Origin of the sequence: Pseudoalteromonas sp. PAB 2.2, from assembly GCF_001938575.1 — a bacterium.
Classification (GTDB): Bacteria; Pseudomonadota; Gammaproteobacteria; order Enterobacterales; family Alteromonadaceae; genus Pseudoalteromonas; species Pseudoalteromonas lipolytica.
On sequence record NZ_LYPI01000008.1, the window covers coordinates 203,978 to 229,190 of the forward strand.

Annotated in this window: 20 protein-coding genes; 12 read left to right on the plus strand and 8 right to left on the minus strand. The window is 41.1% G+C overall.

Features of this window, described 5'->3' with window-relative positions:
* Positions 1–16: 16 nt before the first annotated feature.
* From pgm to BWD47_RS05005, 6 genes are all read left to right on the plus strand, one after another.
* Positions 17–1,654 (plus strand): phosphoglucomutase (alpha-D-glucose-1,6-bisphosphate-dependent), encoded by a 1,638-nt coding sequence (gene pgm, locus BWD47_RS04980; protein WP_075593545.1) that lies wholly within the window; start codon positions 17–19, stop codon positions 1,652–1,654.
* 81 nt (positions 1,655–1,735) lie between these two features.
* Positions 1,736–2,791, plus strand: a complete 1,056-nt coding sequence (gene astE, locus BWD47_RS04985; protein ID WP_036968256.1) for a succinylglutamate desuccinylase — start codon at positions 1,736–1,738, stop codon at positions 2,789–2,791.
* 269 nt (positions 2,792–3,060) lie between these two features.
* Positions 3,061–4,275 (plus strand): thiamine pyrophosphate-dependent dehydrogenase E1 component subunit alpha, encoded by a 1,215-nt coding sequence (locus BWD47_RS04990; protein ID WP_036968259.1) that lies wholly within the window; start codon positions 3,061–3,063, stop codon positions 4,273–4,275.
* Positions 4,275–5,252 (plus strand): alpha-ketoacid dehydrogenase subunit beta, encoded by a 978-nt coding sequence (locus BWD47_RS04995; RefSeq protein ID WP_075593546.1) that lies wholly within the window; start codon positions 4,275–4,277, stop codon positions 5,250–5,252. Before BWD47_RS04990 ends, BWD47_RS04995 begins: the two co-directional genes overlap by 1 nt.
* Positions 5,253–5,260: 8 nt before the next feature.
* Entirely contained in the window at positions 5,261–6,832 is a 1,572-nt protein-coding gene (locus tag BWD47_RS05000) for a dihydrolipoyllysine-residue acetyltransferase (protein ID WP_065979959.1), read from the plus strand.
* 94 nt (positions 6,833–6,926) lie between these two features.
* Positions 6,927–7,265, plus strand: coding sequence for a DUF805 domain-containing protein (locus BWD47_RS05005; protein ID WP_065979958.1), 339 nt, complete (start codon positions 6,927–6,929; stop codon positions 7,263–7,265).
* Positions 7,266–7,319: 54 nt separating this feature from the next.
* Here the strand turns inward: BWD47_RS05005 and BWD47_RS05010 are convergent, their stop codons facing one another.
* Positions 7,320–8,492, minus strand: coding sequence for a putative manganese transporter (locus BWD47_RS05010; RefSeq protein WP_036968273.1), 1,173 nt, complete (start codon positions 8,490–8,492; stop codon positions 7,320–7,322).
* Positions 8,493–8,563: 71 nt separating this feature from the next.
* Positions 8,564–10,189 (minus strand): M28 family metallopeptidase, encoded by a 1,626-nt coding sequence (locus BWD47_RS05015; protein WP_036968276.1) that lies wholly within the window; start codon positions 10,187–10,189, stop codon positions 8,564–8,566.
* Between the two features lie 111 nt (positions 10,190–10,300).
* Between BWD47_RS05015 and BWD47_RS05020 the strand changes: the two genes are divergently transcribed.
* From BWD47_RS05020 to BWD47_RS05035, 4 genes are all read left to right on the plus strand, one after another.
* Positions 10,301–11,113 carry a DUF3025 domain-containing protein gene (locus tag BWD47_RS05020; RefSeq protein ID WP_036968279.1) on the plus strand — a complete coding sequence of 271 codons (813 nt, stop codon included), beginning with the start codon at positions 10,301–10,303 and terminating at the stop codon, positions 11,111–11,113.
* Positions 11,110–11,898, plus strand: coding sequence for an ABC transporter ATP-binding protein (locus BWD47_RS05025; protein ID WP_036968282.1), 789 nt, complete (start codon positions 11,110–11,112; stop codon positions 11,896–11,898). The genes BWD47_RS05020 and BWD47_RS05025 overlap by 4 nt, the downstream gene beginning before the upstream one ends.
* Positions 11,891–13,099 (plus strand): ABC transporter permease, encoded by a 1,209-nt coding sequence (locus BWD47_RS05030; protein ID WP_075593547.1) that lies wholly within the window; start codon positions 11,891–11,893, stop codon positions 13,097–13,099. Before BWD47_RS05025 ends, BWD47_RS05030 begins: the two co-directional genes overlap by 8 nt.
* Positions 13,100–13,271: 172 nt before the next feature.
* Positions 13,272–16,310 (plus strand): ATP-binding protein, encoded by a 3,039-nt coding sequence (locus tag BWD47_RS05035; RefSeq protein ID WP_083633635.1) that lies wholly within the window; start codon positions 13,272–13,274, stop codon positions 16,308–16,310.
* A gap of 5 nt (positions 16,311–16,315) precedes the next feature.
* On the opposite strand, the gene BWD47_RS05040 is transcribed toward BWD47_RS05035, so the two are convergent.
* From BWD47_RS05040 to BWD47_RS05065, 6 genes are all read right to left on the minus strand, one after another.
* Positions 16,316–17,149, minus strand: coding sequence for a UDP-2,3-diacylglucosamine diphosphatase (locus BWD47_RS05040; protein WP_075593548.1), 834 nt, complete (start codon positions 17,147–17,149; stop codon positions 16,316–16,318).
* Between the two features lie 144 nt (positions 17,150–17,293).
* Positions 17,294–19,018: a proline--tRNA ligase gene (locus BWD47_RS05045; protein ID WP_036968292.1), complete on the minus strand. Its 1,725-nt coding sequence runs from the start codon at positions 19,016–19,018 to the stop codon at positions 17,294–17,296.
* 113 nt (positions 19,019–19,131) lie between these two features.
* Positions 19,132–19,836, minus strand: a complete 705-nt coding sequence (tsaA, locus tag BWD47_RS05050) for a tRNA (N6-threonylcarbamoyladenosine(37)-N6)-methyltransferase TrmO (RefSeq protein ID WP_036968295.1) — start codon at positions 19,834–19,836, stop codon at positions 19,132–19,134.
* 98 nt (positions 19,837–19,934) lie between these two features.
* The gene (locus BWD47_RS05055; protein ID WP_036968298.1) at positions 19,935–20,507 is read right to left on the minus strand and encodes an outer membrane beta-barrel protein; all 573 of its coding nucleotides are present in this window, start codon (positions 20,505–20,507) and stop codon (positions 19,935–19,937) included.
* Positions 20,508–20,714: 207 nt separating this feature from the next.
* A complete protein-coding gene (locus tag BWD47_RS05060) occupies positions 20,715–21,179 on the minus strand; it encodes an acyl-CoA thioesterase (RefSeq protein ID WP_036968300.1) in 465 nt (154 codons plus the stop codon).
* Between the two features lie 367 nt (positions 21,180–21,546).
* Complete coding sequence (locus BWD47_RS05065; RefSeq protein WP_036968302.1) at positions 21,547–23,193, minus strand: electron transfer flavoprotein-ubiquinone oxidoreductase; 1,647 nt, start codon at positions 23,191–23,193, stop codon at positions 21,547–21,549.
* A gap of 194 nt (positions 23,194–23,387) precedes the next feature.
* On the opposite strand from BWD47_RS05065, the gene BWD47_RS05070 reads away from it, so the two are divergent.
* On the plus strand, positions 23,388–24,137 hold the full coding sequence (locus tag BWD47_RS05070) for an electron transfer flavoprotein subunit beta/FixA family protein (protein WP_036968304.1): 750 nt from the start codon (positions 23,388–23,390) through the stop codon (positions 24,135–24,137).
* Positions 24,138–25,064 (plus strand): electron transfer flavoprotein subunit alpha/FixB family protein, encoded by a 927-nt coding sequence (locus BWD47_RS05075; RefSeq protein WP_065979951.1) that lies wholly within the window; start codon positions 24,138–24,140, stop codon positions 25,062–25,064. It abuts the gene before it with no gap.
* Positions 25,065–25,213 lie beyond the last annotated feature (149 nt).

Consider the following 25,213-nt stretch of genomic DNA (forward strand, 5'->3'; position numbering starts at 1 on the left):
TCAATAAGGAAATATTATGGCGATTCATCCAGATGCAGGTAAAACTGCACCTCAAGAAAGCTTAGTCAATGTACCAAAGCTGGTTTCAGCCTACTATTTAAATGAACCAGATCTAGAACAAAATCCAGAGCATTGCGTTGCCTTTGGTACGTCTGGCCATCGTGGTTGCTCGTACGATGTAAAGTTTAATGAGTCGCATATTTTAGCGATCACCCAGGCTATTTGTGATTTTCGTAAAGAAAACGATATTTTTGGACCACTTTTCTTAGGTAAAGATACTCACGCATTAAGTGAAGCGGCATTTAACTCTGCAATCGAAGTCCTTGTTGCTAATGAAGTACAAGTGATTACGCAAGAGAATGATGAATACACACCAACGCCGGTAATTAGCCACGCGGTAGTGTCACATAATAAAGTGAACCAAAATGAGTTAGCAGATGGGATTGTTGTTACACCTTCTCATAATCCACCCGAAGATGGTGGTTTTAAGTATAACCCGCCAAATGGTGGCCCAGCAGACACAGACGTTACCAAATGGATTGAAGACAGAGCAAATCAACTCTTATTAGAAGACCTTGTTGAGGTGGAGTTATTTCCTTTTGCAAAAGCGTCTCGCTCAGGCTTTATTAAATATCAAGACTTGATCACGCCGTACGTTAATGATTTAGAGAATATCATTAACTTGAAAGCCATCAGTGACGCTAAAATTAAAATTGGTATCGACCCACTTGGGGGGTCAGGTATTAACTTTTGGCCAGTGATTGCCGAAAAATACAATTTAGACCTAACGGTCGTAAATAAGTCAATCGATCCACGTTTTGCATTTATGCCGCTTGATAAAGACGGTAAAATTCGTATGGATTGCTCGTCACCTTACGCCATGGCGAATTTAATTGCCCTGAAAGACGATTACGATATCAGTATTGGTAATGACCCAGATTACGACCGTCACGGTATTGTGACACCGGATGGTTTAATGAATCCAAACCATTTCCTTGCTGTTGCGATTGATTATTTATTAAATCACCGCGATTGGTCTGCAGATGTGGCAATTGGCAAAACGCTTGTTTCAAGCGGCATGATTGATAAGGTCGTTGCGCGCAACAACCGTAAAGTAAAAGAAGTGCCGGTTGGCTTTAAATGGTTTGTTGAAGGGTTAAGTAGTGGCGCTTTAGCCTTTGGTGGCGAAGAAAGTGCAGGTGCCTCATTCTTGCGCTTTGATGGTACCGTGTGGAATACAGACAAAGACGGTTTCATTCTTGGCTTACTAGCTGCTGAGATCTTAGCGGTAACAGGCAAAACACCTTCAGCGCTTTACAAAGAGCTTGAACAAGAGTTTGGTGCGCCGATTTATAAGCGTATCGATGCGCCTGCGAATGCTGAACAAAAATCGCGCCTAAAAGCGTTATCAGCTGACGATGTGAAAGCCAATACACTTGCAGGTGATGAAATCATTCAAAAGCTGACCCATGCACCGGGTAACAACGCGGCGATAGGTGGTTTAAAAGTCGTAACTGAAAATGGTTGGTTTGCTGCGCGACCTTCAGGTACGGAAGATATTTATAAAATTTACCTTGAATCATTCAAAGGTGAAGAACACCTCGCATTACTAGAAAAAGAAGCCAAAAAATTAGTTGATTCTGTTATCCGCTAATTTATCTTTCTTTTTTATTATAACGGCTGATTTAATCAGCCGTTTTTGTATTCTACTCTCACGTAATATTAGGATCAGACCATGAGCTACTCATCAGCTACTTACCTGGATGCGCTTAAAGCGTCGGGTGATTTTCTAAGCTTAACTCGTGAAAACGAATTTTCATTACCTTATTCATCATTCACGTTAACGAATGGGACAAATGTGACTGTCCATGACACGGGGATTATCGAGTTTCAGCCTGCAACAGTAAGCAATAAAGATATTGTGTTATCAAGTGCGATACACGGTAATGAAACAGCGCCAATTGAAATTTGCGATCAGTTAATTAGTGCGATAATTAAAGAAGAGATGACCTTAAAACAACGCGTGCTGTTTATTTTTGGTAACCCAAAATCAATAAATATCGGTAAGCGATTTGTTGAAGAAAACTTAAATCGTTTATTCAATGGTCATCATACCCAAGAGGGCATTGCTTCAAACCCTGAGCGTGTGCGCGCAAAACAATTAGAAGATGTTGTCAGTGACTTTTTTAGTCGTGGCAGCGAAGGTAGCGCACGTTGTCATTATGATCTGCATACTGCTATTCGTGGTTCAAAAAATGAAAAATTTGCTGTGTATCCGTACTTACATGGCAAACCGTGGAAAAAATCACAATTGCAGTTTTTATTAAGCTGTGGCGTAAACACCGTATTAATGATGAAGTCGGCAGCGACAACCTTTAGCTACTACTCGTCATTTGTCCATGGCGCTGACTCATTTACCGTTGAGCTCGGTCAAGTTAAAGCGTTTGGTGAGAATGATATGTCACGCTTTGCGAAAACCAAAGAAACTTTAATTGCATTAATTAGTCAAGAAAGTGTTGAATATGGTGAGTTTAATGCATCTGATTTTGAGCTTTTTTCAGTTTATAGAACAATAAACCGAACGTGCGAAGACTTTAGTTTTCCATTCGCAGATGACGTAGAAAATTTTACGGGCTTCGCGAAAGGTGAATTATTAGCAACTGATGGTCAGACCAGGTATGTGGCTGAGGTTGAGGGTGAAGCTATAATCTTCCCAAATGCTGATGTAGCCTTAGGTCAGCGTGCATTATTGACGGTTATTCCAATGCAAGTTGATAGCAACTTTATTTAAAATAGTTGCATTTACACCCACCAAAATACAGTTAACTATATGATATTAAATAAAATTTATTGTTGTATAGTTAACTTTCCATGCATGTTTAGCGATTTATCGACTATTCGTCTATGATTAGTTGAATAACAACTTACGTTAACGTAAAGTGTCGGCAGTTTAATTTAAATAGATTGAAAATTACGCAAACTTTATCCTTACAGCTTTTGCTGATAAAAATTCAAATAAGGGCAGTTGCGTATGTATCTGACAACGAAAGAAGGTAGGTTATGAGTAATCCAAATAACGTATCGCTGAATATTAATCATGAACTGTCATTTATTGATGGTCACGCATTAAAAATCCCTACATTAAGCATTCTTAATGAGGAAGGCGACATCTATGAAGGTGCAACAGCACCTGATATCGACAAAGACACCGCAATTCGTCTTTATGAGACAATGCGATTCATTCGTGCGCTTGATGAGCGTATGCAAGCGGCACAGCGTCAAGGTCGTGTTAGTTTTTATATGCAATGTTTAGGCGAAGAAGCGGCGGTGACTGCCTCGGCTGCAGCGCTTGATCAAAATGACATGATTATGGCGCAGTACCGCGAACAAGCAGCATTACGTTATCGTGGTTTTAGCCTAGATCAATTTATGAATCAGATGTTCTCGAATGAGAAAGACTTAGGTAAAGGTCGCCAAATGCCAATCCATTATGGCTCTCGCGAACTTAACTATATGACTATATCGTCGCCGCTAGGGACACAAATCCCGCAGGCTACGGGTTACGCATACGGTCAAAAAGTACGTCACATTGATGCAGAAACGGGTGATTTAAACAGCACGATTGATAACATCACTATTTGTTATTTTGGTGAAGGTGCTGCCTCAGAAGGTGATTTCCATGCCGGTTTGAATATGGCTGCGGTTCATAAAGCGCCTGTTATCTTTTTTGCACGTAATAATGGCTATGCGATTTCAACGCCTGCAGATGAGCAATTTAAAGGTGACGGTATTGCATCACGCGGTGTTGGTTATGGCATTAAAACTATTCGAGTTGACGGTGCAGATGCACTTGCTGTCTATGCTGCGACTAAGAAAGCACGTGAAATCGTTACAACTCATGGTGAGCCGGTACTGATTGAGTCGATTGCTTATCGACTAGGTGCACACTCTACGAGTGATGATCCAAGTGGTTACCGCAGTAAAGACGAAGAAGCCAAACATCAAGGTTGCCCAATTGAGCGTTTTCGCAAGTGGTTACTTAAGCAGGGGTGGTTAGATGAAGCCCAAGATGCGAAAGATAAAGAAACCATTCGTGAAGAAATTTTAGCGGCACTTAAACGTGCAGAAAAAGTAGCGAAACCAGCGTTAGAAGAACTTATCTCTGATGTATACGATACGCCAATTCCATCACTGCAAAAACAATACGAAGAATTAAAACAACACATTTTGCAGCATCCTGATGCTTATCCAACGACTGCAGGGAGATTAAAGTAATGGCTAAAATGAACATGCTTCATGCAATTAATTCTGCCCTTGATATCACCATGGCAGAGCACCCAAATGCCTGTATTTTTGGTGAAGATGTTGGCTATTTTGGTGGTGTATTCCGTGCAACCTCAGGCTTACAAGAGAAATACGGTAAGCATCGTGTATTTAATACACCTTTGACTGAGCAAGGTATTTTAGGTTTTGCCAATGGCCTTGCTGCATTCGGTGCGCCTGCATTAGCAGAAATTCAATTTGCTGATTATATTTTCCCTGCATTTGACCAAATTGTGAATGAATCAGCTAAATTCCGTTACCGCAGTGGTAATGAATTTAACGTGGGTAATTTAACAATTCGCACGCCGTATGGTGGCGGGATTGCAGGTGGTTTATATCATTCACAATCGCCTGAAGCTTATTTTGCACATACCCCAGGTTTAAAATTGGTTGTGCCACGTAACCCTTATCAAGCTAAAGGTTTATTACGTGCATCAATCAAGGACAACAACCCGGTTCTTTTCTTTGAGCCTAAGCGTTTATACCGTGCATCAACCGGTGAAGTGCCTGAAGAAGATTACAGCATTGAGCTTGGTAAAGCCGAAGTTGTTCAAGAAGGTACTGACGTTACCTTACTTGCTTGGGGTGCGCAGATGGAAATCATTGAAGACGCAGGGAAAAAAGCAGCTGAACAGGGTATTAGTTGTGAAGTTATTGACTTACGTACAATTTTACCATGGGACGTTGAAACAATTGCTAAATCTGTTACTAAAACAGGGCGTCTAATTGTTAGCCACGAAGCGCCAATTACCAATGGTTTTGGGGCCGAGATTGTTGCGACTATTCAACAAGAGTGTTTCTTACACTTAGAGTCGCCAATTGCGCGTGTGTGTGGTTTAGATACGCCGTACCCACTCGCCCTTGAAAAAGAATATGTGCCAGATGCGCACAAAGTGCTTGCTGCGATTAAGCAATCAGTTGAGTTTTAGGAGTCAGTATGTCTAAAGATTTTATCTTACCAGATATCGGCGAAGGCATCGTAGAGTGTGAAATCGTTGAGTGGTTAGTTGCAGAGGGTGATACGGTAAAAGAAGATCAGCCTATTTGTGACGTAATGACCGACAAAGCACTTGTACAAATTCCTGCAGTGCACGATGGTGTGATCAGCAATTTATATTACGCAAAAGGTGATATTGCAAAAGTGCATGCTCCTTTATTTGCAATGGATGTTGATGGTGAAACGCCAAGCCAAACAGTTGAAGCTGCAGACGATACCGCTGCCCAGCCAACACCGCAAACTGCAACCTCAGGCTCGTATTTAGAAGACTTTATCTTGCCAGACATTGGTGAAGGTATTGTTGAATGCGAAATCGTTGAGTGGTTAGTCAGCGAAGGCGATGAAATAGTAGAAGATCAAGCCGTTTGTGATGTGATGACAGACAAAGCTTTGGTTCAAATTCCGGCTAAATACACGGGTAAAGTCGAAAAGCTATACTATCAAAAAGGCGATATTGCTGCGGTTCACAGCCCGTTATTCCAAATGAGTATCGAAGGTCATACTGCCGAGCCTGATGTCAGCTCAGCGGTTGTTAAAGCGCAAACTAACGCGGCCAATAAACCTTCAGAAAAACCAGCAACGCCTGCTGCAAATAAACAGCTTAACAAAAAAGCAGTTGCATCACCGGCAGTGCGTCGTAAAGCCCGTGAGCTAGATGTTGATTTAACGCAAGTGCCAGGTTCGGGTAAAAATGGCCGTATTTATAAGCAGGATATTGAAGACTTCTTAAATGAGGGTCAAAGCCAAGCACGCACTGAAACTGTTTCGTCAGCAACATCACAATCAACACCTGTGGTAGCGACAGGCGGAAGCCGTGTTGAGCCAATTAAAGGCATTAAAGCAGCGATGGCTAAGCAAATGGTTGCGTCAGTATCGACAATTCCTCATTTTACATTCTGTGACGAAATCGATTTAACAAAACTTATTGCACTGCGTACTGATTTAAAAGAGCAGTATAAGCAGCAGGGCGTTAAGCTCACTATGATGCCATTTTTTATCAAAGCGTTGTCGCTTGCAATTAAGCAGTTCCCAGTGCTTAACTCGCAAGTAAACGATGAGTGTACGGAGTTGACGTACTTTGATGATCATAATATTGGTATGGCAGTAGATTCGAAGATTGGTTTATTAGTGCCTAATATTAAATCATGCCAGTCGAAGAGCATTGTAGATGTTGCAAACGAAGTTACTCGTTTAACAGAAGCCGCTCGTGATGGTCGTGTATCACCTGATGACTTAAAGGGTGGAACAATCAGTATTTCTAATATTGGTGCGATTGGTGGCACAATTGCAACCCCGATCATCAATAAGCCTGAGGTGGCAATTGTCGCATTAGGTAAATTACAGCATTTACCGCGCTTTGATGAAAATGGTCATGTGGTATCGGCAGCTATTATGCAAGTGAGCTGGTCTGGTGACCACCGTGTTATCGATGGTGGTACTATTGCTCGATTCAATAATTTGTGGAAATCTTACTTAGAAGATCCCGCAAAAATGATGATGGCAATGAGCTAATTTATTCGTTATTAAAAAACCAGCTTCGGCTGGTTTTTTTATGTATGATGTTTAAGTGAATGTGTATAAATAACGATATTTTACAAGGAATTAAATGGAGCACTTTAAAGAAGCGTTGAATAGATATGCCGACTTTACCGGGCGCATACGTCGTCAGTCTTATTGGATGTTTATCCTCTTTTACCTGCTATTTGCGATGCTTTGCGGCTTAATTGATAGCTTACTGGGCGAAGAGATTATTAGCAGTATTTATGCATTAGCGCTTTTTATACCATCATTAAGTGCAACCACCAGACGTCTTCATGATACTGGCCGGTCAGGTTGGTGGCAGCTTTTGTATTTATTACCTGTTGTTGGTGTGCTTATCGTTATTGTGTTCTGTGTTTTAGACTCAGAAAAAGAACACAATCAGTACGGCCCATGTCCTAAATAGCACGCGTCACACAATGCCCTGTTTTCATAGGGCATTGTGCGTTTAATCTCTACACTAAAGACCGTAAAAATATAAACCGTAACCAACAATCAAGGCTGGGATAGACGAATAAACAGTGGCGACCACTGCGGCTCGTGGAGCCAGCGCTATTGCAGGGAACAGGGCATCACCATCATTAGAGATTGCGTTTGCAGCCATCGCGCTAAACGGAATAATGCCTTGAATATAAAGAGTCATAACCACAATTTGTGGTCCGCAACCCGGAAGCAGTCCTATGGCAACAGCTATCAAGGGGGCTAAATAGGCATAGTCAGAAAACCAACCAGTCAGGTCAACACCCACCACATTAACAAAAATCTCAAATACCATAAACGAAGCGACAACCCAGGCAGTAACGAAGTGTGTATCCATCAAGACTTTCGTTAACTTTGAAGGTGGGGTGCAGGGCGCTTCTTCGCTGGTAATTTGTTTGTAATTTTGACCTTTTGACGACAACGCCCAGATAACAACCACAAACAAGGCCATTATCGATCCAAACACACTGATGATATCGATAATAGGTTGGCTAAAAAGTGTTTGCTCAACATTCATAGCAATTAAAAAAGCGATGATCACACTTGGGAGCAGTGAAAACTTCCAAATAGGTCGGCTAAATTGGATTGCTTTTGGCTGACATTGTGGCTCTTCAATATAGTCGCTTGGCTGTGAAGGCTGAAAGCGGTGCCGACTATGAAAAAGGTTAACGATTTGTCCGCTGATGATGCCCACACACACGCCTAAAAGCATCATAATAAGGCCATCAAGTGGGCGGGTTGCGAGTAGTAAAAATGCAGCATCACCCATTGTGGCTGTTAATACCGCAACCACAGAACCAAAGCTTGCTTGTCGTTTAGTAAATTGAGTGACAACAATGATTGCTCCGCCACAACCGGGTAATGCGCCCAATATAGAGGCAAAGCTCACCTCTAAAAAACCAGATCTTGCGCGTAAATAGCTTAATTGCAGTTGGGGAAGGCGATCAATTAAATAGTAATAGATTAATAGGGTTGCGGCTACGAAAACAGAAACCTGAAAAAAAGCATCGCTTAATGCTTGTAAGGTAAACCCGCGAGTTGCTGGTACAACAAGGGCAATAAGAATTAAAAGGGGCAAGAATAAGCGCTTATTGTCCGTAATATAACACCTCGCTTTTTGAGAAAAGAATCTCGATTGTGTTAATAAAATCATACAGTGCAACCTAAAAATTAATCAGATTACACTGTATTATTACTTTAAATGAAAATCAATATCATTTGCATCTATTTGCGTTGGAATTCTGAGCTTTCATTCCATTTAGGCCATTCTTCACGCTCAGAGATATCAAAACCAACTTGATAGAATAACTGAAGGTCTTGAACTGCGCCTGAAAGATCCCATTCATCACGGTAACGATCGCAAGGTTGATGATAACAACCACGAAGCACTAAACTCATGCGCTTGCGGTAAGTGGCCGTTTCTTCATCAAAAGCAACACTTCCACCGCCTGCATACATTGCAGGCACGCCCATGTTTGCAAATGCAAAATGATCTGAGCGGTAGTAGCCACCTGATGAAGGTTTAGGATCGCCCGAAACAGTTCTATCTTGTGCCTTAGCTGCCGTTTCTAATAACGTGTCCATTTCTGACTTACCAATACCAACAACACTGATATCTTTTACTTTACCGAGCAAGTTCAAGCTATCCATATTAATGTTGGCAACAGTATTTTTAGCAGGAATAACGGGGTTAGCAGCGTAATACTTAGAGCCAAGTAAGCCTTGCTCTTCAGCGGTAACAGCTAAAAAGGTCATTGAGCGGCTAGGGTGCTTCGGTAAACTTGTAAATGCTTCAGCAACCTCAATTAAACCCGCAGTGCCTGTCGCATTATCGTGCGCACCGTTATAAATCTGATCACCTTTACGGGTTTTATCAGTGCCTAAGTGATCCCAGTGAGCTGAATATATAACATGCTCGTCTGGTTTTTCGCTGCCAGGCAGAGTCGCAATAAAGTTATATGAAATCGACTTTTTAATTGTATTATTTACAGTTACGCTTGCGGTTAAATCGCCCATATCAACATGGTATGCACCTTTTGCTGCGTTGGCTTTCATGGTATCGAAGTCTAAGCCTGCTTTTGTGAAAAGCTCTTTAGCGACATCTGTCGTTACCCAACCTTCAACAGCAACACGGTCCATATTGTTGTTTTCTTTTTGAAAACCAAACTGTTCGCCACTCCATGAGTTTTCAACCACAGACCAAGGATAAGAGGCCGGTGCGGTTTCGTGAATAATAATTGCACCTGCGGCACCTTGGCGGCTCGCTTCTTCATATTTATACGTCCAACGACCATAATAGGTCATCGCATCGCCGGTAAATAGCGCCGGATCTTTTGTAGCAAAACCAGGGTCGTTGACCAGCATAACCACTGTTTTACCTTCAACGTCTAAGCCTTCGTAGTCGTTCCAGTTATATTCAGGGGCGTTAACACCGTAACCAACAAACACGAGTTCAGAATCTTTGATGCTTTGTTGTGCGCTGATACGGCTACTGCCCATGACCATGTCTTTTTTATACTCATAATCTTTACCACCGATAGTAAGGACCATGTTAGGGTCGGCTTCAAGAGATACCAGAGGCACTTCTTGTAAGAAGCTATCACCATTACCTGGTTGGTAACCAAGCGCTTTGAATTGTTCTGTTAGGTAAGCAAGGGTTAATTCTTCACCTTTTGATGAAGGTGCACGACCACCAAACTCATCTGAAGCAAGCACTTTAATATGCTCAGCTAATTGTGCTGAATTAATGCTTTGATAGGCTTTTTCTACATCATCAGAAGTAATACTTGTTGAAGCACAGCCTGCAAGAATAGCGCTTGCGAGTACTGTCATTGGAAAATAGCGTTTCATAATAGCTCTTTTTTTGTTTTAAGATGGCAATAGTATATGAGGTTCTATTAATGAGAACCAGTTTTTACGGTAAACTAGCGTAAAGCTTCAAGAAGTTAAATGTAATAGCCCATGAAACGATTTACACCGCCAGAGCAGTGGTCAACACAGTATTTAACCACCGGCGCATTTGCCGACTTAGCCGATTTATTCAAAATTCATGAATTGACTGATTGGCCGAGTTGCCAATGGTTTTCACAATTTTTAAATGCCACAACGTCACAAGGCCAAGCTATTCGCTTTGTTGAAGACGAGCAGTTTGCTGATGAAAGCCGTTACTATGAACAAATTATATTCGAAACGGGCCACGTGCCGACGCGTCAACAGAATTGGCACGATCTCTTTGGTGGGTTTATTTGGTGTTTGTTTCCAAAAACAAAGTCACTGATAAACCATCAACATATTGAAGAAATTAAACTACATGGTCTAAAAGAGCGAAGTAAACACCGAAACGCCCTAACATTGTTTGATGAATGTGGTGTTGTGCTTGCAATTACACACACGCAATGGCAGCAACAATTGCGTGATCATCAATGGGAACATGCATTTGTTGATAAGCGCGAAGAATGGGGGCGCACTATTCGTCCTTATATGTTTGGTCATGCAAATTATGAAATGCTCACTCAACCTTATATAGGTTTGACAGGCAAGGCGTTGTTTATCGTTGTTCCTGATGACATATTTTGTAAAGATTTAAGCAGTCAATATGCATATCTAGATCAACGCCTTTATGAGATGATTAAGTTTGATGATTGTTTGCGCGATAATAAAAACTTATCGCCACTCCCTTTGTTAGGTGTGCCAGGGTGGTGGACCGACAATGAAAATCCAGAATTTTACAGTAATACAGATTACTTTAGACCAAAACGAAGGAAACGAACATGATTGAAGTAGCAGGGCTTAAAAAGAAATTTAAGCTGACGAAAGATCATAAAAAAAACAACACGGATAAAATCGATCCCCGTGAAGATAAGCAATTTTTTCACTCTGTAAGAGATGTCAGTTTTCACTGCGATAAAGGTGAAGTATTGGGTTTGCTTGGTCCAAATGGTGCGGGTAAAACAACGACACTTAGAATGATTTCTACCGCATTGAAACCAGATGAGGGCAGTATTACTATCTCTGGTCACGATATTGTTAAAAAGCCATTGATTGGACGAAAATCAATTGGCTTTTTATCAGGCAGCACTGGCTTGTATGGGCGATTAACCGTCAAAGAAAATGTAGAATACTTTGCACGCCTGCATGGTATGAATAAAAAACTGATTGCATCACGTTGTGACGAATTGTTTACTTTACTCGATATGCACAGTTTTATTGATAAACGCGCCGAAAACCTTTCTACAGGTATGAAACAAAAAGCCAATATAGCGCGTGCAGTGATCCACCAGCCAGACGTCGTCATACTTGACGAGCCAACCACTGGCCTTGATATTATGACCACACAAACCGTTATTAACTTTATTAAAGGCCTGAAAGAGCAGGGCACACCGGTTATTTTTTCAACGCATCATTTAGATGAAGTCGCCTTGTTATGTGACCGTGTCGCAGTAATTAATCAAGGGCTTAGCTGCTTTGATGGCACGTTAGATGAATTTAAACAAACAGGACAAAGTGACGTACTGAACCAAGCGTTTATGAATATTTTAACGGAGAGTCGTGATGTTTGAAGTATTTAAAAAGGAATTAAAAGAGCTATTACGCGACCGTAAAACACTCATATTTGTGGTTGCGCTACCTGTTGCTATTTTTCCATTGTTATTTGCAATTATGGCCTTTATTAGCTCGCAGGCTGCGTTAGAGGCTGAGCAAGAAGTGCATACCTACGCCATTATTAATGGTCAATACGCACAAGAGTTTACAGACAAAGTTTTTTATCATAAAAGCTTTTCACAGTATAAAGGCAAAGAAACGTTCAATTCAGTTGAAGATTTAACAAATGCAGTTAAAGCTGGCACGATTGACATGGGGATATACTTACCCTCAGATGCCAAACAAACGTTAGATAATGCCAAACAGAGTGAATGGCAAGTCGTGTATAACGATGCAAAAGCGATTAACTTTTTGTTTGACCGTGTAAAAGAACTTGCCAAAGAGTATGGCGATAAACTGCGTACTACCAAGCTGTTAAGTTTTGGTGTATCAGAGCAGCAACAGGCTGCGATTATCGAGCCTATAAAAGTCGTGAAAGTGGATACGGCTGATAAACGTGAAAATCTGGGTGAAAAAATTGGCGGGTTTATTCCTTATTTATTGATCCCACTGGTTTTAATGGGCGCAACCTACCCAGCGATTGATTTAGGTGCGGGAGAAAAAGAGCGCGGTACGCTGGAAACTCTTTTACTTACGCCAATCACGCGTACGCAGCTGGTTCTTGGTAAATTTATTACATTACTCGCTTCATCTATCGCAACAACGACGATTACGGTACTCAGTATGGGAATTTGGGTGTCTGTTGCTATCGCATTTGTTGATTTAGCCGTTGTTAAAACAGCATTTAGCTCATTAACTGTGTTTGATTTGGGATTGATTTTTATATTACTCGTTCCAATTGCGGCCATTTTTTCATCGCTTGCGCTCGCGATTTCTATTTACGCACGTACCTTTAAAGAAGCACAAAACTACATGGCACCGCTGAGTATTGGGGTTATTTTCCCGATTATGATTGCGCTAATGCCTAACGTAGAGCTCACCAGCAAAACGGCGTTTATTCCGGTAACGAATGTTGCTTTAGCGATTAAAGAGATTATTAAAGGCACTGTTGATTACACCCTCGTTGGGCTCATTTTCTTAGCCACCGTTATTGTAGCGGGGGCGTTATTGGCTTTCTGCGTTAAGTGGTTTAATAAAGAAGACGTGCTATTTAGATAGTCAATAAGTCAGTTATTTATACGATTAAAAGCACCGTTTTGGTGCTTTTTTCGTTTCTAGCGAACGCTGCTGTAGGTAGTCATAATTAATTATAATTTTTTATCTTTCCCCCATCTTTATCATGAAATTCTCCTATACTATTTACAAGGTGGTAAATAAGGCTTTTTGTTCAATGGATTCTGAAAAATTATCGCGTTTAATAGTGCTACACAAGTTACCTATATTTGCATTTATTGTCCTTGTCATAATGGCGTGCTTAGCAACCGTAAAATATGAAATTGATACGCGTGAAGATGTCTACAAACGAACTTATGAGCAAATGCAGCGAGAGCTTTCAGCAAAAAAGTCGACCTTTACTACGACGTTAAGAGAGAATATTTCAGCTTTAAACTTCCTTGATGCAACCCCGCCGATCATGGCGATTATGCGGGCCACAAATGAAAATAATATCGACCCTGTGTTAGGCACGCCCATTTCAGCCTGGAAAGACCGCTTAGCTAAAATATTTAGCGGGTTTATGGCAACCGACAAAGATTTAGCGCAAGCACGCTACATATATGTCGCTGATAACGGCAAAGAGGTTGTACGTGTAGACAACATAAACGGCAAAGTCAGCCGTATTGCTGAGCAAAATTTACAGCACAAAGGTCAGCGTGATTACATGCAAATCACCCGTCAATTAACTAATGGCCATATTTATGTGTCACCTATTAATTACAATCGTGAAAACGGCGCACTTCAAGTGCCTTATGTAAGCACGTACCGAGTCTCTAAGCTGATTAAAGATGCCAATGGTGACCCTTTCGCGGTGTTAATCATTAACTATTATGCAGACGATTTAATTCAAGGTTTAATAGAAGGAACCCCGCGAAAATTTAATGTTTTTCTTTTAAATGCAAAACAACAATTTATCTATCATCCAAATGAAGCATACCGTTTTAGTTTTGAAAAAGGCGATGCGCATTTTTGGTACGAAGAATTTAATAGTAATCATGATATGGCGCACGTTGATCTCTTTGACGTGGTGAACTTACCTGACAGGCTTTTTTTGAAAGAGGAGATAGCGTTTCAAAATGGTATTCAAATGGAGCCGTTAACGATAGCAGTGGCAATTGATACTGAAAACTTACTGTATGAAATAAAGCAAAAGCGCTACAGATTTATAGCCATGCTCTGTTTGATCATTGTAGTAGTCGTTATCTTGTTCATTATTTACCAGCGAGATATTAATCGTAAACTCGAGCTAAGCTTTCTTAAGGAGAAGAATAGCAAAATAATCGAAAGCTCATCCGATGCCATTATTATGATAAAAGCAAACGGTGTTATCGATAATGCGAATAAAACAGCGAAAGAGTTTTTTGGTATTGAAGAGCAACACACCCAATTTGATGAATTATTTAACTACAATGACGAAGATTTTCAGGGCATTGCTCAGGCACTTAAAGAAGGAAAACGGTGCTCATTCGAAGCGATACATATTGCCGATGAAAATACCCACTACTTTTCGATTACCATGGCTCCTATTTTTGATGCGGCTAATCAAGAATTTCAAATTGCGGCAATATTACGCAATATTGATTCGCTGAAATGTGCTCAACATCAGCTTGAAAAGCTCAATGGTTCACTGGAAGAAAAAGTAAAGATGCGCACAGCCGAGCTTGAAGAAGCAACCGAAAAAGCATTAGCGGCAAGTAAAGCTAAAAGTCAGTTTGTTGCCAATATTTCCCATGAAATTCGGACCCCGATGAATGGTGTACTCGGTATGCTAGAAATGCTTGAAGAAGAACTGCTTTCCCCACAGCAAAAAAAATATTTACATTACGCGAATAGTAGCGCTAATTCTTTAATGACGCTGATAAACGATATTCTTGATTTTTCGAAAATCGAGGCAGGCAAACTCGATTTAGACTGTCACGAATTTGATGTGGTATCTGTGTGCAGTGATTTAGTGACATCGATGGCAGTGCAAGGACAGAAAAAAGGCATTGAAGTACTTTTTGATTGCAGTGGCATTACACGAAGAACGGTTATGGGTGACAGTCATCGACTAAAACAAATCTTAAATAACCTGTTAAGTAACGCTTTTAAATTTACTCACCAAGGGCATGTTAGCCTGACAGTTACACAGCTGTCTGTTGAGAAAAATGAGTTAATGTTGAATTTTTCGGTGTGTGATACTGGGATTGGAATTTCAAAAGAGAATCAAGATAAGCTATTTGAGGTGTTTACCCAAGAAGACTCGAGTACAACGCGTCATTACGGTGGAAGCGGCCTTGGTTTGTCAATCAGTCGCAAGTTATCCCAACTTATGGGCGGTGATATCATAGTAGAAAGCGAAAAAGGTAAGGGCAGCTGTTTTATCGCGAGTGTTTGTGTCGCACCTTCAGACATATCCATACAACACAGTGTTATTGCTGCATTAGCTGAAAAACGGATGGGTATCGCGGTGCAGTACGATAAATTGGCAACCAACCTTGAAAAACAACTTACTGTGCTATCAGAGCCCGCACCCAAACAGCTACTTAGGTTAAATAACGTGACAGAGGCTGAACTTAAGTTACTTGATTTAGTGATTGTTGAGCACAAACATCCCTTATTCGAGCGAGTGTTGAATTGGGCGAGAAATCATCTGCAAAAACATGCACTCATCTTAGGGGTTATGTCGTCACTTGCCAAAAAATATGACTTACCAGCTAATGTAATGGTGATTGCAAAGCCCATTACGCCTGATGAATTAAGCTATCGATTAGCGCTATTATTGAATAATAGTCAGCAGTTTGTTGAGCATGTTAAAAGCACAGATAAAGAGCAAGTTAGAATTGATTTGAGCGATAAACATATTCTTATCGTTGATGATAATTTAATTAATATTGAAGTGAGTAAAGCCATCCTTCGCGACAGCAATGTGACTATTGAATCAGCCAATGATGGCTTTGAAGCATTAGAACTTTTGAAAAATAGTAAGACAATATTCGATTTAATTTTAATGGACTGTCAAATGCCCAACTTAAATGGTTATGACTGCACAAAGGAAATCAGACAAGGTAAAGCAGGCGATGCTTATCAAGATGTGATCATCATTGCGATGACAGCCAGTGCCATGGCTGGCGACAGAGAAAAGTGTTTAAGTGTTGGCATGAACGATTACATTACAAAACCCATCAAACAAGCCACATTACGCAATAAATTGTCGATGTGGCTCAAAGGTTAAATAGCTTATGCCGCATCTTGGCTTTTGTCGAAGGCGGGGGTTAGCTTTAATTTGCTGATATCTGCAGAGTGAATGACTTTTTGTGTTTCGCTCCAATGTAGCAACTCAATTTTTCCGCAACTGTTTTCAACAAGCGCTGTGCAGTTTTCTATCCAATCTCCGTCATTGCAATACACAATATGATCGACAATTTTCACCGCAGGGTGATGAATATGGCCACATATAATGCCATCAACGCCTTGTTTTTTTGCTTCATGAATTGCTGCATTTTCAAAGGCTTCAATTGCTGCACGTGCTTTGTGTACGCGTGCTTTGATCCACGAAGCAAGCGACCAGTAATTCCCTCCAAACAAACGTCTAATTCGGTTTGTCCAGCGGTTTAAAAAGAGTAAAAAATCGTATCCAGCATCACCCGCTATACTAATTAGCTTGTTGTAACGGGTTGCTGAATCAAAGTCATCACCGTGCAAAAGCAAAAAACGTTTATTCGCCTTCGTGGTGTGTATATATTTTTTATGAACTTCTATACCAAATAATGACTCGTTGGCGTAATGACGAAAAGTTTCATCATGGTTTCCTGGTATGTAAATAACACGCGTGCCGTCTTTGGCTTTTTTTTGAATAAGCGCAAGTACATCATAGTGACTTGGGTGCCAGAAAAACTGCCGTTTCATTGACCATAAATCAACTATATCGCCAACAAGGTAAAGTACATCACATTCGATGGAATTTAAAAAGTTTAATAGATACTGAGCTTGGCAGTCTTTGTAACCTAAGTGAACGTCGGAAATCCAAACGGCAGGATAGTGAGTTTTATTACTGCTAGTTGTGTTATTCATGGCATTTACTCATGGTGTAATAAACTAAATGCTAGGGATAGAAGGTGACATTAAAAAGACGGTTTAGCGAAACATCTATGACAAAGTGCTCATGATCAAAAAAACCGCCGAAGCGGTTTTTTTAACTGAGATAGCGTAAAAGGTTTAGCCTTTTACTAATGCCGCAATTTCAGCGATTGCAGTGTCTAAATCAAGCATGAGCTTTTCACCCGTACGACGGTTTTTAAGCTCAACTTTATTTTCATCTAGGTTTCGTTCACCAATAACCAGTGTGTAAGGCACACCGAGTAATTCCATGTCGTTGAACATAACACCTGGACGCTCTTTACGGTCATCAAATAACACATCGATACCTTGCGCTTTTAGACCGTCATATAAGTTATTTGCAATATCAGGAATACGATGAGATTTATGCATGTTCATAGGAACGATGGCTAAATCAAACGGTGCAATAGGTTGTGGCCATTTAATACCGTATTCATCATTATTTTGTTCAATGGCTGCGGCAACGATACGCGATACACCAATACCATAACAACCCATTGTCATGATCTGGTTTTTACCTGACTCGCTTAATACACCTGCTTTCATTGCTTCAGAGTATTTAGTACCCAGTTGGAAGATATGACCAACCTCAATACCGCGTTTAATTTGTAACGTACCTTGGCCACATGGGCTAGGATCGCCTTCAACAATATTACGAATATCGGCAACTTCATAGTTTTCAACATCGCGGTCCCAATTAATGCCGCTAAAGTGCTCGCCATCTTTGTTTGCACCGGCAACAAAGTCAGCCATTACATTGGCAGTGCGGTCTACAATAATAGGCATGTTTAGACCAACAGGGCCTAGTGAGCCTGGTTTCGCGCCAATCGCCGCAACGATGTCTTCTTCTTTAGCCATTTCAAGAGGTGAATCAACAAGCGGGTGTTTCTCTGCTTTTAGTTCATTTAATTCATGATCACCACGCACAATAAGAGCCACTAAACCACGTTGTTCGTTTTCATCAGGTGCGCCATACACAATCAGTGTTTTAACGCCACGATGAGGTTTAACCCCGTAATGCTCTTTTAGCTCAGCAATTGTTTTTGCATCTGGCGTAGGGAATGCCTTAAGCTCTTTTGTCGCTGCTGGACGTGCATCTGTTGGTGCAAGCGCTTCAGCTTTTTCGATATTTGCTGCGTAATCACTTGCATCACTGAATGCAATGGCATCTTCACCAGATTCAGCCAGTACATGAAACTCATGCGATACGCTGCCACCAATAGAGCCGGTATCAGCAATAACTGGACGGTAATCAAGACCCAGTCGCTCAAAGATATTGCAGTATGCTGTGTGCATTACTTGGTATGTTTTTTCTAAACACTCGTCACTTAAATGGAAAGAATACGCATCTTTCATGGTGAATTCGCGTGCACGCATCACACCAAAACGAGGACGCACTTCATCACGTACTTTTGTTTGTACTTGATAAAGAGTCAGTGGAAGTTGTTTATATGAGCTTACTTCTTTACGAACGAAATCAGTGATAACTTCTTCGTGCGTCGGACCAAGTGCGAATGGGCGGTTGTGGCGGTCATTAATACGCAGTAATTCAGGACCAAATTGCTCCCAACGGCCCGATTCTTCCCATAAGTCAGCTGGCTGGATAATCGGCATTAGCATTTCGATTGCGCCGGCTTTATCCATTTCTTCACGTACAATGTTTTCTACTTTTTTCAGTACGCGTAAACCAGAGGGCAACCACGTGTATAAACCCGACGCAACGCGGCGGATCATGCCAGCTCGTAGCATTAATTGATGAGAAACAATCTCAGCATCAGACGGAGTTTCTTTAAGTGTTGCGAGTATATATTGACTGGTACGCATCTCTATTCCAAGTAGTGTTAAAATTATTATCGTTTACTCAAATCATTTGAGTAGTAACAAGGCGCTCAGTTTACCAGCGGAAGCGGTGACACTAAAGCGCTAAGTGTTAAAAACTAGCATTTTTCGATACTGGTTACAGTATTATGGTCGCCAGTAACAAACCAACGAATATTAAAATCATATAATGTCATGCCGTAGCTTTGTGTTGATTCACGTTGCTTTTTGTAAGCAGGGCGTGGGTCTTGCTTTAACACATTGCTGATAAAGGCTTTTAATTCGGGATAATCGGTTTGTTTAGCGATAAAAGCAAGCGATTCTTCGCTAAATTCTACACTCATATCTGTTTCTGGGCGGGTGTCGGCAAAGCCAGCACTGGCCTCATGCATTGCATCTGAATAAGGTAAATAGGGTTTAATGTCTAAAATAGGCGTGCCATCAAGTAAATCAATACCCGATAACAATAAGCTCAACTGGCCATTTTTGTATTCAATGCCTTCAAGTTTTACGGCACTCATACCGATTGCGTTGGGTCTAAACGTGGCACGCGTTGCAAATACACCTTTACGCTCGTTACCCCCTAAGCGAGGAGGGCGTACCATAGCTGAATAGCCTTTGTCTGCTGTTTCATGAAATCTAAATAGCAGCCAAATATGACTAAACTCATCGAGGCCACGCACAAATTCTTCACGATTGAAATCAGCTGTAAAAACGAGTTTTGCTTTTGCTTCGGGTACTAAACGTGGTTGCCGTGGTATGGCAAACTTTTGTTTATAAGGAGAATGGATATGCCCGACAGCCGTTAATTGATATTCGCTCATAATGCGTTGTAATTAGGAAAAACTGCCATCATTTTACATGCAAACACAAAAAAAGGCAGTCTGGGCTGCCTTTAAACATTTAAACTAAGTGGTCTAAATTAAAACATGTACTGAAAAGAGACCGATGCGACATCCATATCAGGGTCAATATCATCTTCAAGTTCATAACGCTCATACTCAAAACGTACTTGCATATTGGTAGTAAAAGCATACTCAATACCTGCGCCATAAAATACATCGCCGCCATCTGTATCTGCACTAATGCTGCCAAGATCACCTAAATCTTGTTCCACTTCGGCATCCCATTCAAGCCACCCGCCTTTCGCATACACTGAAAAGCTCTCAGTAATGGGGGCAGCAAGCCTCGCTGCGAGTGAAATACCATCAAGCTCTACTTTTGAATCAATGTCACTTGCTTCATCAAAGTTTTGATAGGCAAGCTCTAGGCTTAAGTATTTATTGAACTGTGTCCCTATGTAGCCTTTAAGCATTTGTGAATCATCATCGAAATCGGTGTCGTTTTCACTGTCTTCAAATTGGAAAGAGTATTGACCATAACCAATACCAGTATAAATACGAGGAGAATCCATTTCGGAAGTATCTGCATGGGCAGCGTTATTAAAACCAAGTAGTGCTAAAGAAAGTGCAGAAATTGAAATTACTTTAATCATTTAATAGCTCCTTTAAAAAATAAATAAACGATGTATTCATATCGCTCGTAGAAACTATTGCACTGAATATGCCAATATATTTTATACGCTTAAAGTATTGGTTTTAACACTGTTTTAGGCTTTTTTTGCGCAGTATGATTAATCAGTGATCAGCTGTTCAGTTTCATACGCGCAACAATTTCAATCAGCTATGTAGAAGTTACTTAACTACGCTTTTTGCAGTAATGTTTCTGTTTCAATGGCAATCTCTTTCATTTTAATTGCGTAGTTTTCGATTTTCTTTTCTTCATCAGTTTCAGCTGTGTAGGTCGGTACCGCGATAGGGTAACCCGCTTCATCCATTGCTATGAAACTAATAACACAGTGATTTGTTTCGACTAAGTTTTGTGTTTTAGGGTCGCCGCAACGCACTTGAATAAAAATTTGCATACTTGTTTTACCGGTATGCGCAATACTGGCTTTAACTTCAACAATTTGTCCGACAAGAATAGGGCGCTGGAATTTAACGCCAGCAACAGACACGGTGACACAGTAGTGACCGCTCCAACCCGCTGCACAGGCATAGCCTGCTTGGTCTATCCATTTCATTACAACACCTCCGTGTACTTTACCTCCAAAGTTCACATCAGTAGGCTCAGCTAAAAAACGAAAAGTTACACTTGATGACGGCATATATCACTCACTATAAATTTAAACACGACTAAGGGTTTGCTTACCTTTCAAGGTTAAATTTGCAGCAGTCTGTGTGCGATTCAGTCAAGGCAGCGGCTATGGCGTGTGGTTATCCCCATGAATAGCCTATAACGCAGCATCAAAACCAAACAGGCGCTCCCCTTTGAGTAATGCTTAGGGGCGCTTTACTCTTTGTTGCTCGGTTTTTACTTAGCTCACTAGCTTACAAACCACGCGCCGTGATTTAAGCGTCCCAAGTTTGAACAAATCTTAATCTGCAAAGGTAAACAGATCTTAAGCATAGACTAAAAAAGGGGCCGAAGCCCCTGCAATTTAGGATAAATAGTAATTAAATGAGTAACGTGCGTTACATATTAGGGTAGTTTGGTCCACCCGCACCTTCAGGCGTGACCCAGCAAATGTTTTGACTTGGATCCTTAATATCGCAGGTTTTACAATGCACGCAGTTTTGTGAATTGATCACAAACTCTTTTTGGCCTTCGATTTCTTGAACTTCATAAACCCCTGCAGGACAATAACGTTGTGCTGGTTCGTCAAACTTCACTAAATTTACGTTAATTGGGATGCTGTTGTCTTTGAGCTTTAAGTGACAAGGCTGAGATTCTTCATGGTTCGTATTTGATAAAAACACCGACGATAATTTATCAAAGCTCAGTTTGCCATCGGGTTTGGGATAACTAATCTTTTCGGCTCTACTTGCATCAACAAGTGTTGCATAGTCAGGTGTATTGTCTTCAAACTTGAAGGGAAGTTTCCCTGCAAAGATATTTTGGTCAAGTGTGTTGTATGCGCCACCCAAAAATTTACCTAACTTGTGCATAACAGGGCCAAAGTTGCGTGATTGATACAGCTCTTTATAGGCCCAGCTTTGCTCAAATGCGGTTGCATATTCAGCTAAATCGCTATTTTCTTTGCCTTGAGCAAGCGCCTCAACAATCACATCGGCAGCGACCATGCCTGATTTCATTGCCGTGTGATTACCTTTAATTTTAGCAAAATTCAGTGTGCCGGCATCACACCCGACAATTAAGCCACCAGGAAAATGCATTTTAGGTAAAGAGTGCAGGCCGCCTTTTGCTATCGCACGAGCGCCATACGCAATACGTTCACCGCCTTCTAATACGTCTTTAAAGATTGGGTGATGTTTCATGCGTTGAAATTCATCAAACGGACTCAGGTGCGGGTTTGAGTAATTAAGGTCGACAATTAAACCAACCACAACTTGGTTGTTCTCGCTGTGATACATAAACGCACCACCGCTTGTATCACCCGTTAGTGGCCAACCAGTACCATGAACCACAGTACCTTGTTTATGTTTGCTTTCGTCAACGTGCCAAATTTCTTTAAAGCCTAAGCCGTAGTGCTGGGGTGATGCATCTTTATCAAGCGCAAAATGATTAATAAGCTCTTTGCCTAAATGACCACGGCAACCTTCAGCAAATACTGTGTATTTTGCTCTTAATTCCATGCCCGGCATATAGCCGTCTTTTTCATTACCGTCTTTATCAAGACCCATATCGCCGGTAATAATCCCTTTCACGGTGTCATCTTCGATAATTAACGAGTGCGCACTAAATCCGGGGAAAATTTCTACCCCTAGATTTTCTGCTTGTTCAGCTAAAAATCGACATACATTGCCCATCGAAACAATATAGTTGCCATCATTGTGGAACGTTTTCGGGCTCGCAAAGTGGGGGATGCTGGTGGCTTTCTCACTGTTATTAAACCAGTAAATGTCATCCTGAGTCACTTTTGTTGAAACAGGCGCTCCTAATGATTGCCAATCTGGGAGTAGCTCATCAAGTGCGCGTGTCTCGAATACTGCACCCGATAAAATATGCGCGCCCACCTCAGAGCCTTTCTCTACCACACAGATCATTAATTCTTGTTGTTTTTCTTGTGCTTGTTGTGCCAATCGAATAGCTGTTGATAAACCCGCTGGGCCTGCGCCTACGATAACAACATCAAATTCCATGGTTTCGCGTTCGACCATATAAACCTCTTATCAGTGACGGACCTGCATTAAAAGAACCGTATTTCATACTTGCAAATGAAACGTTACAGGCTGTGAATACTTTAAGGTTATTTTAGGTTGACGTTTACGTCAACAGGAAGTAGTCTGAAATCATAAAATAAATAAGTTGACGTAGACGTCAGCTTTAAGAACACACAATTGATGGAGTCACGATGAAAATCCTCGTTCCAATTAAAAGAGTAATTGACTATAACGTCAAAGCACGCGTTAAAGCAGATAAATCGGATGTTGATTTAGCTAATGTAAAAATGGCGATGAACCCGTTTTGTGAAATTGCAATTGAAGAAGCTATTCGTTTGAAAGAAGCAGGCACGGCAACAGAAGTTGTGGCTGTAACTATTGGTAATAAATCATCTCAAGAGCAATTACGTACAGCATTAGCACTGGGTGCAGATAAAGCGATTCATATCGAAACTGAAGAAAAACTAGAGTCGCTACACGTAGCGAAGCTATTAAGTAAGATTGTTGAGCAAGAGTCACCCGAGCTGGTTATTTTAGGCAAACAATCGATTGATTCAGACAATAATCAAACAGGTCAAATGCTCGCTGCTTTAACAGGACGTGGCCAAGGTACTTTTGCCTCTAAAGTTGATGTGCAATCAGGTACTGTGAATGTTACGCGTGAAGTAGATGGTGGTTTACAAACTGTCGCGCTTAAATTACCTGCCATTGTAACGACAGATTTACGCCTAAACGAGCCGCGTTATGCATCGTTGCCAAATATTATGAAAGCAAAGCGCAAACCGTTAGAGGTCATTGCTGCAGATAGCTTAGGTGTTGACCTTGCTCCGCGCATTCAGCTTGTTGAAGTTAATGAACCTGAAAAACGTTCAGCCGGTATTATCGTTGAAGATGTGGCGACGTTGGTTGAAAAGTTAAAAACAGAAGCGAAGGTGATCTAAATGAAAACATTAGTGATAGCTGAACACGACAACGGTGTTCTAAAGCCTGAAACACATAAAACAATGACCGCTGCTGTTAAATTAGGTTTTGACGTTGATTTATTATTAGCTGGTGAAAATCTAGCGGCTATGAGCGAAAAGGCAGCGTCGATCGCCGGTGTTAGCAATGTACTCGTTGCTGACGATACCGCTTACGCTCACCAATTAGCTGAGAATGTGGCTGATCTTGTTTTATCTCTTAGTGACAATTATTCACACATTGTGGCAAGTGCTACGACAACGGGCAAAAACTTTATGCCACGTGTTGCGGCCTTATTAGATGTTGCGCAAATCTCAGAAATTATCGATGTGATTGATGCTGACACGTTCAAGCGTCCAATTTATGCGGGTAATGCAATTGCAACCGTTAAATCACTCGATACTAAAAAAGTAATCACTGTACGTGCAAGCAGCTTTGATGTGGCCGCTGAACAAGCCCCTGTTTCTGTCTCAGCGATTGATAGTAAAGGTTCTGTAGGCTTAAGCGAGTTTGTATCACAAGAACAAACTGAATCAGAGCGTCCTGAGCTCACGGCAGCACCGGTGGTTATTTCGGGTGGCCGAGGTATGCAAAATGGTGAAAATTTCGCGTTATTAAACGGTATCGCTGACAAACTAGGTGCGGCAATTGGCGCGTCTCGTGCTGCAGTTGACGCGGGCTTTGTGCCAAATGATATGCAAGTAGGTCAAACGGGTAAAATTGTTGCCCCTGATTTATACATTGCAGTAGGTATCAGTGGGGCCATTCAGCATTTGGCGGGTATGAAAGACTCAAAAGTCATTGTTGCAATAAATAAAGACCCTGACGCACCTATTTTCCAAGTGGCTGATTATGGTTTAGTTGCTGACTTATTTGATGTATTACCCGCGCTTGAAAACGCACTGTAATACATAACGATTCTGGTTGTTAAAAGCTGTTCACCTTCTAGGTGCGCAGCTTTTTTTATACTCGTTTCTATCTGAATACGAGTAAGGCGTTATTCATGAAACTAACGCGCGACTTTTCTTTATCGAAAATCGGCATGTTACATAAACTT

What these genes read in the sequence shown, in the direction of transcription:
- BWD47_RS04995 (WP_075593546.1), top strand. Translation starts at nt 4,275, where the DNA reads ATGGCTAAAATGAACATGCTTCATGCAATTAATTCTGCCCTTGATATC.
- BWD47_RS05045 (WP_036968292.1), bottom strand. Translation starts at nt 19,018, where the DNA reads ATGCGTACCAGTCAATATATACTCGCAACACTTAAAGAAACTCCGTCT.
- BWD47_RS05005 (WP_065979958.1), top strand. Translation starts at nt 6,927, where the DNA reads ATGGAGCACTTTAAAGAAGCGTTGAATAGATATGCCGACTTTACCGGG.
- BWD47_RS05035 (WP_083633635.1), top strand. Translation starts at nt 13,272, where the DNA reads ATGGATTCTGAAAAATTATCGCGTTTAATAGTGCTACACAAGTTACCT.
- BWD47_RS05020 (WP_036968279.1), top strand. Translation starts at nt 10,301, where the DNA reads ATGAAACGATTTACACCGCCAGAGCAGTGGTCAACACAGTATTTAACC.
- BWD47_RS05055 (WP_036968298.1), bottom strand. Translation starts at nt 20,507, where the DNA reads ATGATTAAAGTAATTTCAATTTCTGCACTTTCTTTAGCACTACTTGGT.
- BWD47_RS05065 (WP_036968302.1), bottom strand. Translation starts at nt 23,193, where the DNA reads ATGGTCGAACGCGAAACCATGGAATTTGATGTTGTTATCGTAGGCGCA.
- BWD47_RS05060 (WP_036968300.1), bottom strand. Translation starts at nt 21,179, where the DNA reads ATGCCGTCATCAAGTGTAACTTTTCGTTTTTTAGCTGAGCCTACTGAT.
- BWD47_RS05015 (WP_036968276.1), bottom strand. Translation starts at nt 10,189, where the DNA reads ATGAAACGCTATTTTCCAATGACAGTACTCGCAAGCGCTATTCTTGCA.
- BWD47_RS05070 (WP_036968304.1), top strand. Translation starts at nt 23,388, where the DNA reads ATGAAAATCCTCGTTCCAATTAAAAGAGTAATTGACTATAACGTCAAA.
- tsaA (WP_036968295.1), bottom strand. Translation starts at nt 19,836, where the DNA reads ATGAGCGAATATCAATTAACGGCTGTCGGGCATATCCATTCTCCTTAT.
- BWD47_RS05000 (WP_065979959.1), top strand. Translation starts at nt 5,261, where the DNA reads ATGTCTAAAGATTTTATCTTACCAGATATCGGCGAAGGCATCGTAGAG.
- BWD47_RS05075 (WP_065979951.1), top strand. Translation starts at nt 24,138, where the DNA reads ATGAAAACATTAGTGATAGCTGAACACGACAACGGTGTTCTAAAGCCT.
- pgm (WP_075593545.1), top strand. Translation starts at nt 17, where the DNA reads ATGGCGATTCATCCAGATGCAGGTAAAACTGCACCTCAAGAAAGCTTA.
- BWD47_RS05030 (WP_075593547.1), top strand. Translation starts at nt 11,891, where the DNA reads ATGTTTGAAGTATTTAAAAAGGAATTAAAAGAGCTATTACGCGACCGT.
- BWD47_RS05010 (WP_036968273.1), bottom strand. Translation starts at nt 8,492, where the DNA reads ATGATTTTATTAACACAATCGAGATTCTTTTCTCAAAAAGCGAGGTGT.
- BWD47_RS05040 (WP_075593548.1), bottom strand. Translation starts at nt 17,149, where the DNA reads ATGAATAACACAACTAGCAGTAATAAAACTCACTATCCTGCCGTTTGG.
- BWD47_RS04990 (WP_036968259.1), top strand. Translation starts at nt 3,061, where the DNA reads ATGAGTAATCCAAATAACGTATCGCTGAATATTAATCATGAACTGTCA.
- astE (WP_036968256.1), top strand. Translation starts at nt 1,736, where the DNA reads ATGAGCTACTCATCAGCTACTTACCTGGATGCGCTTAAAGCGTCGGGT.
- BWD47_RS05025 (WP_036968282.1), top strand. Translation starts at nt 11,110, where the DNA reads ATGATTGAAGTAGCAGGGCTTAAAAAGAAATTTAAGCTGACGAAAGAT.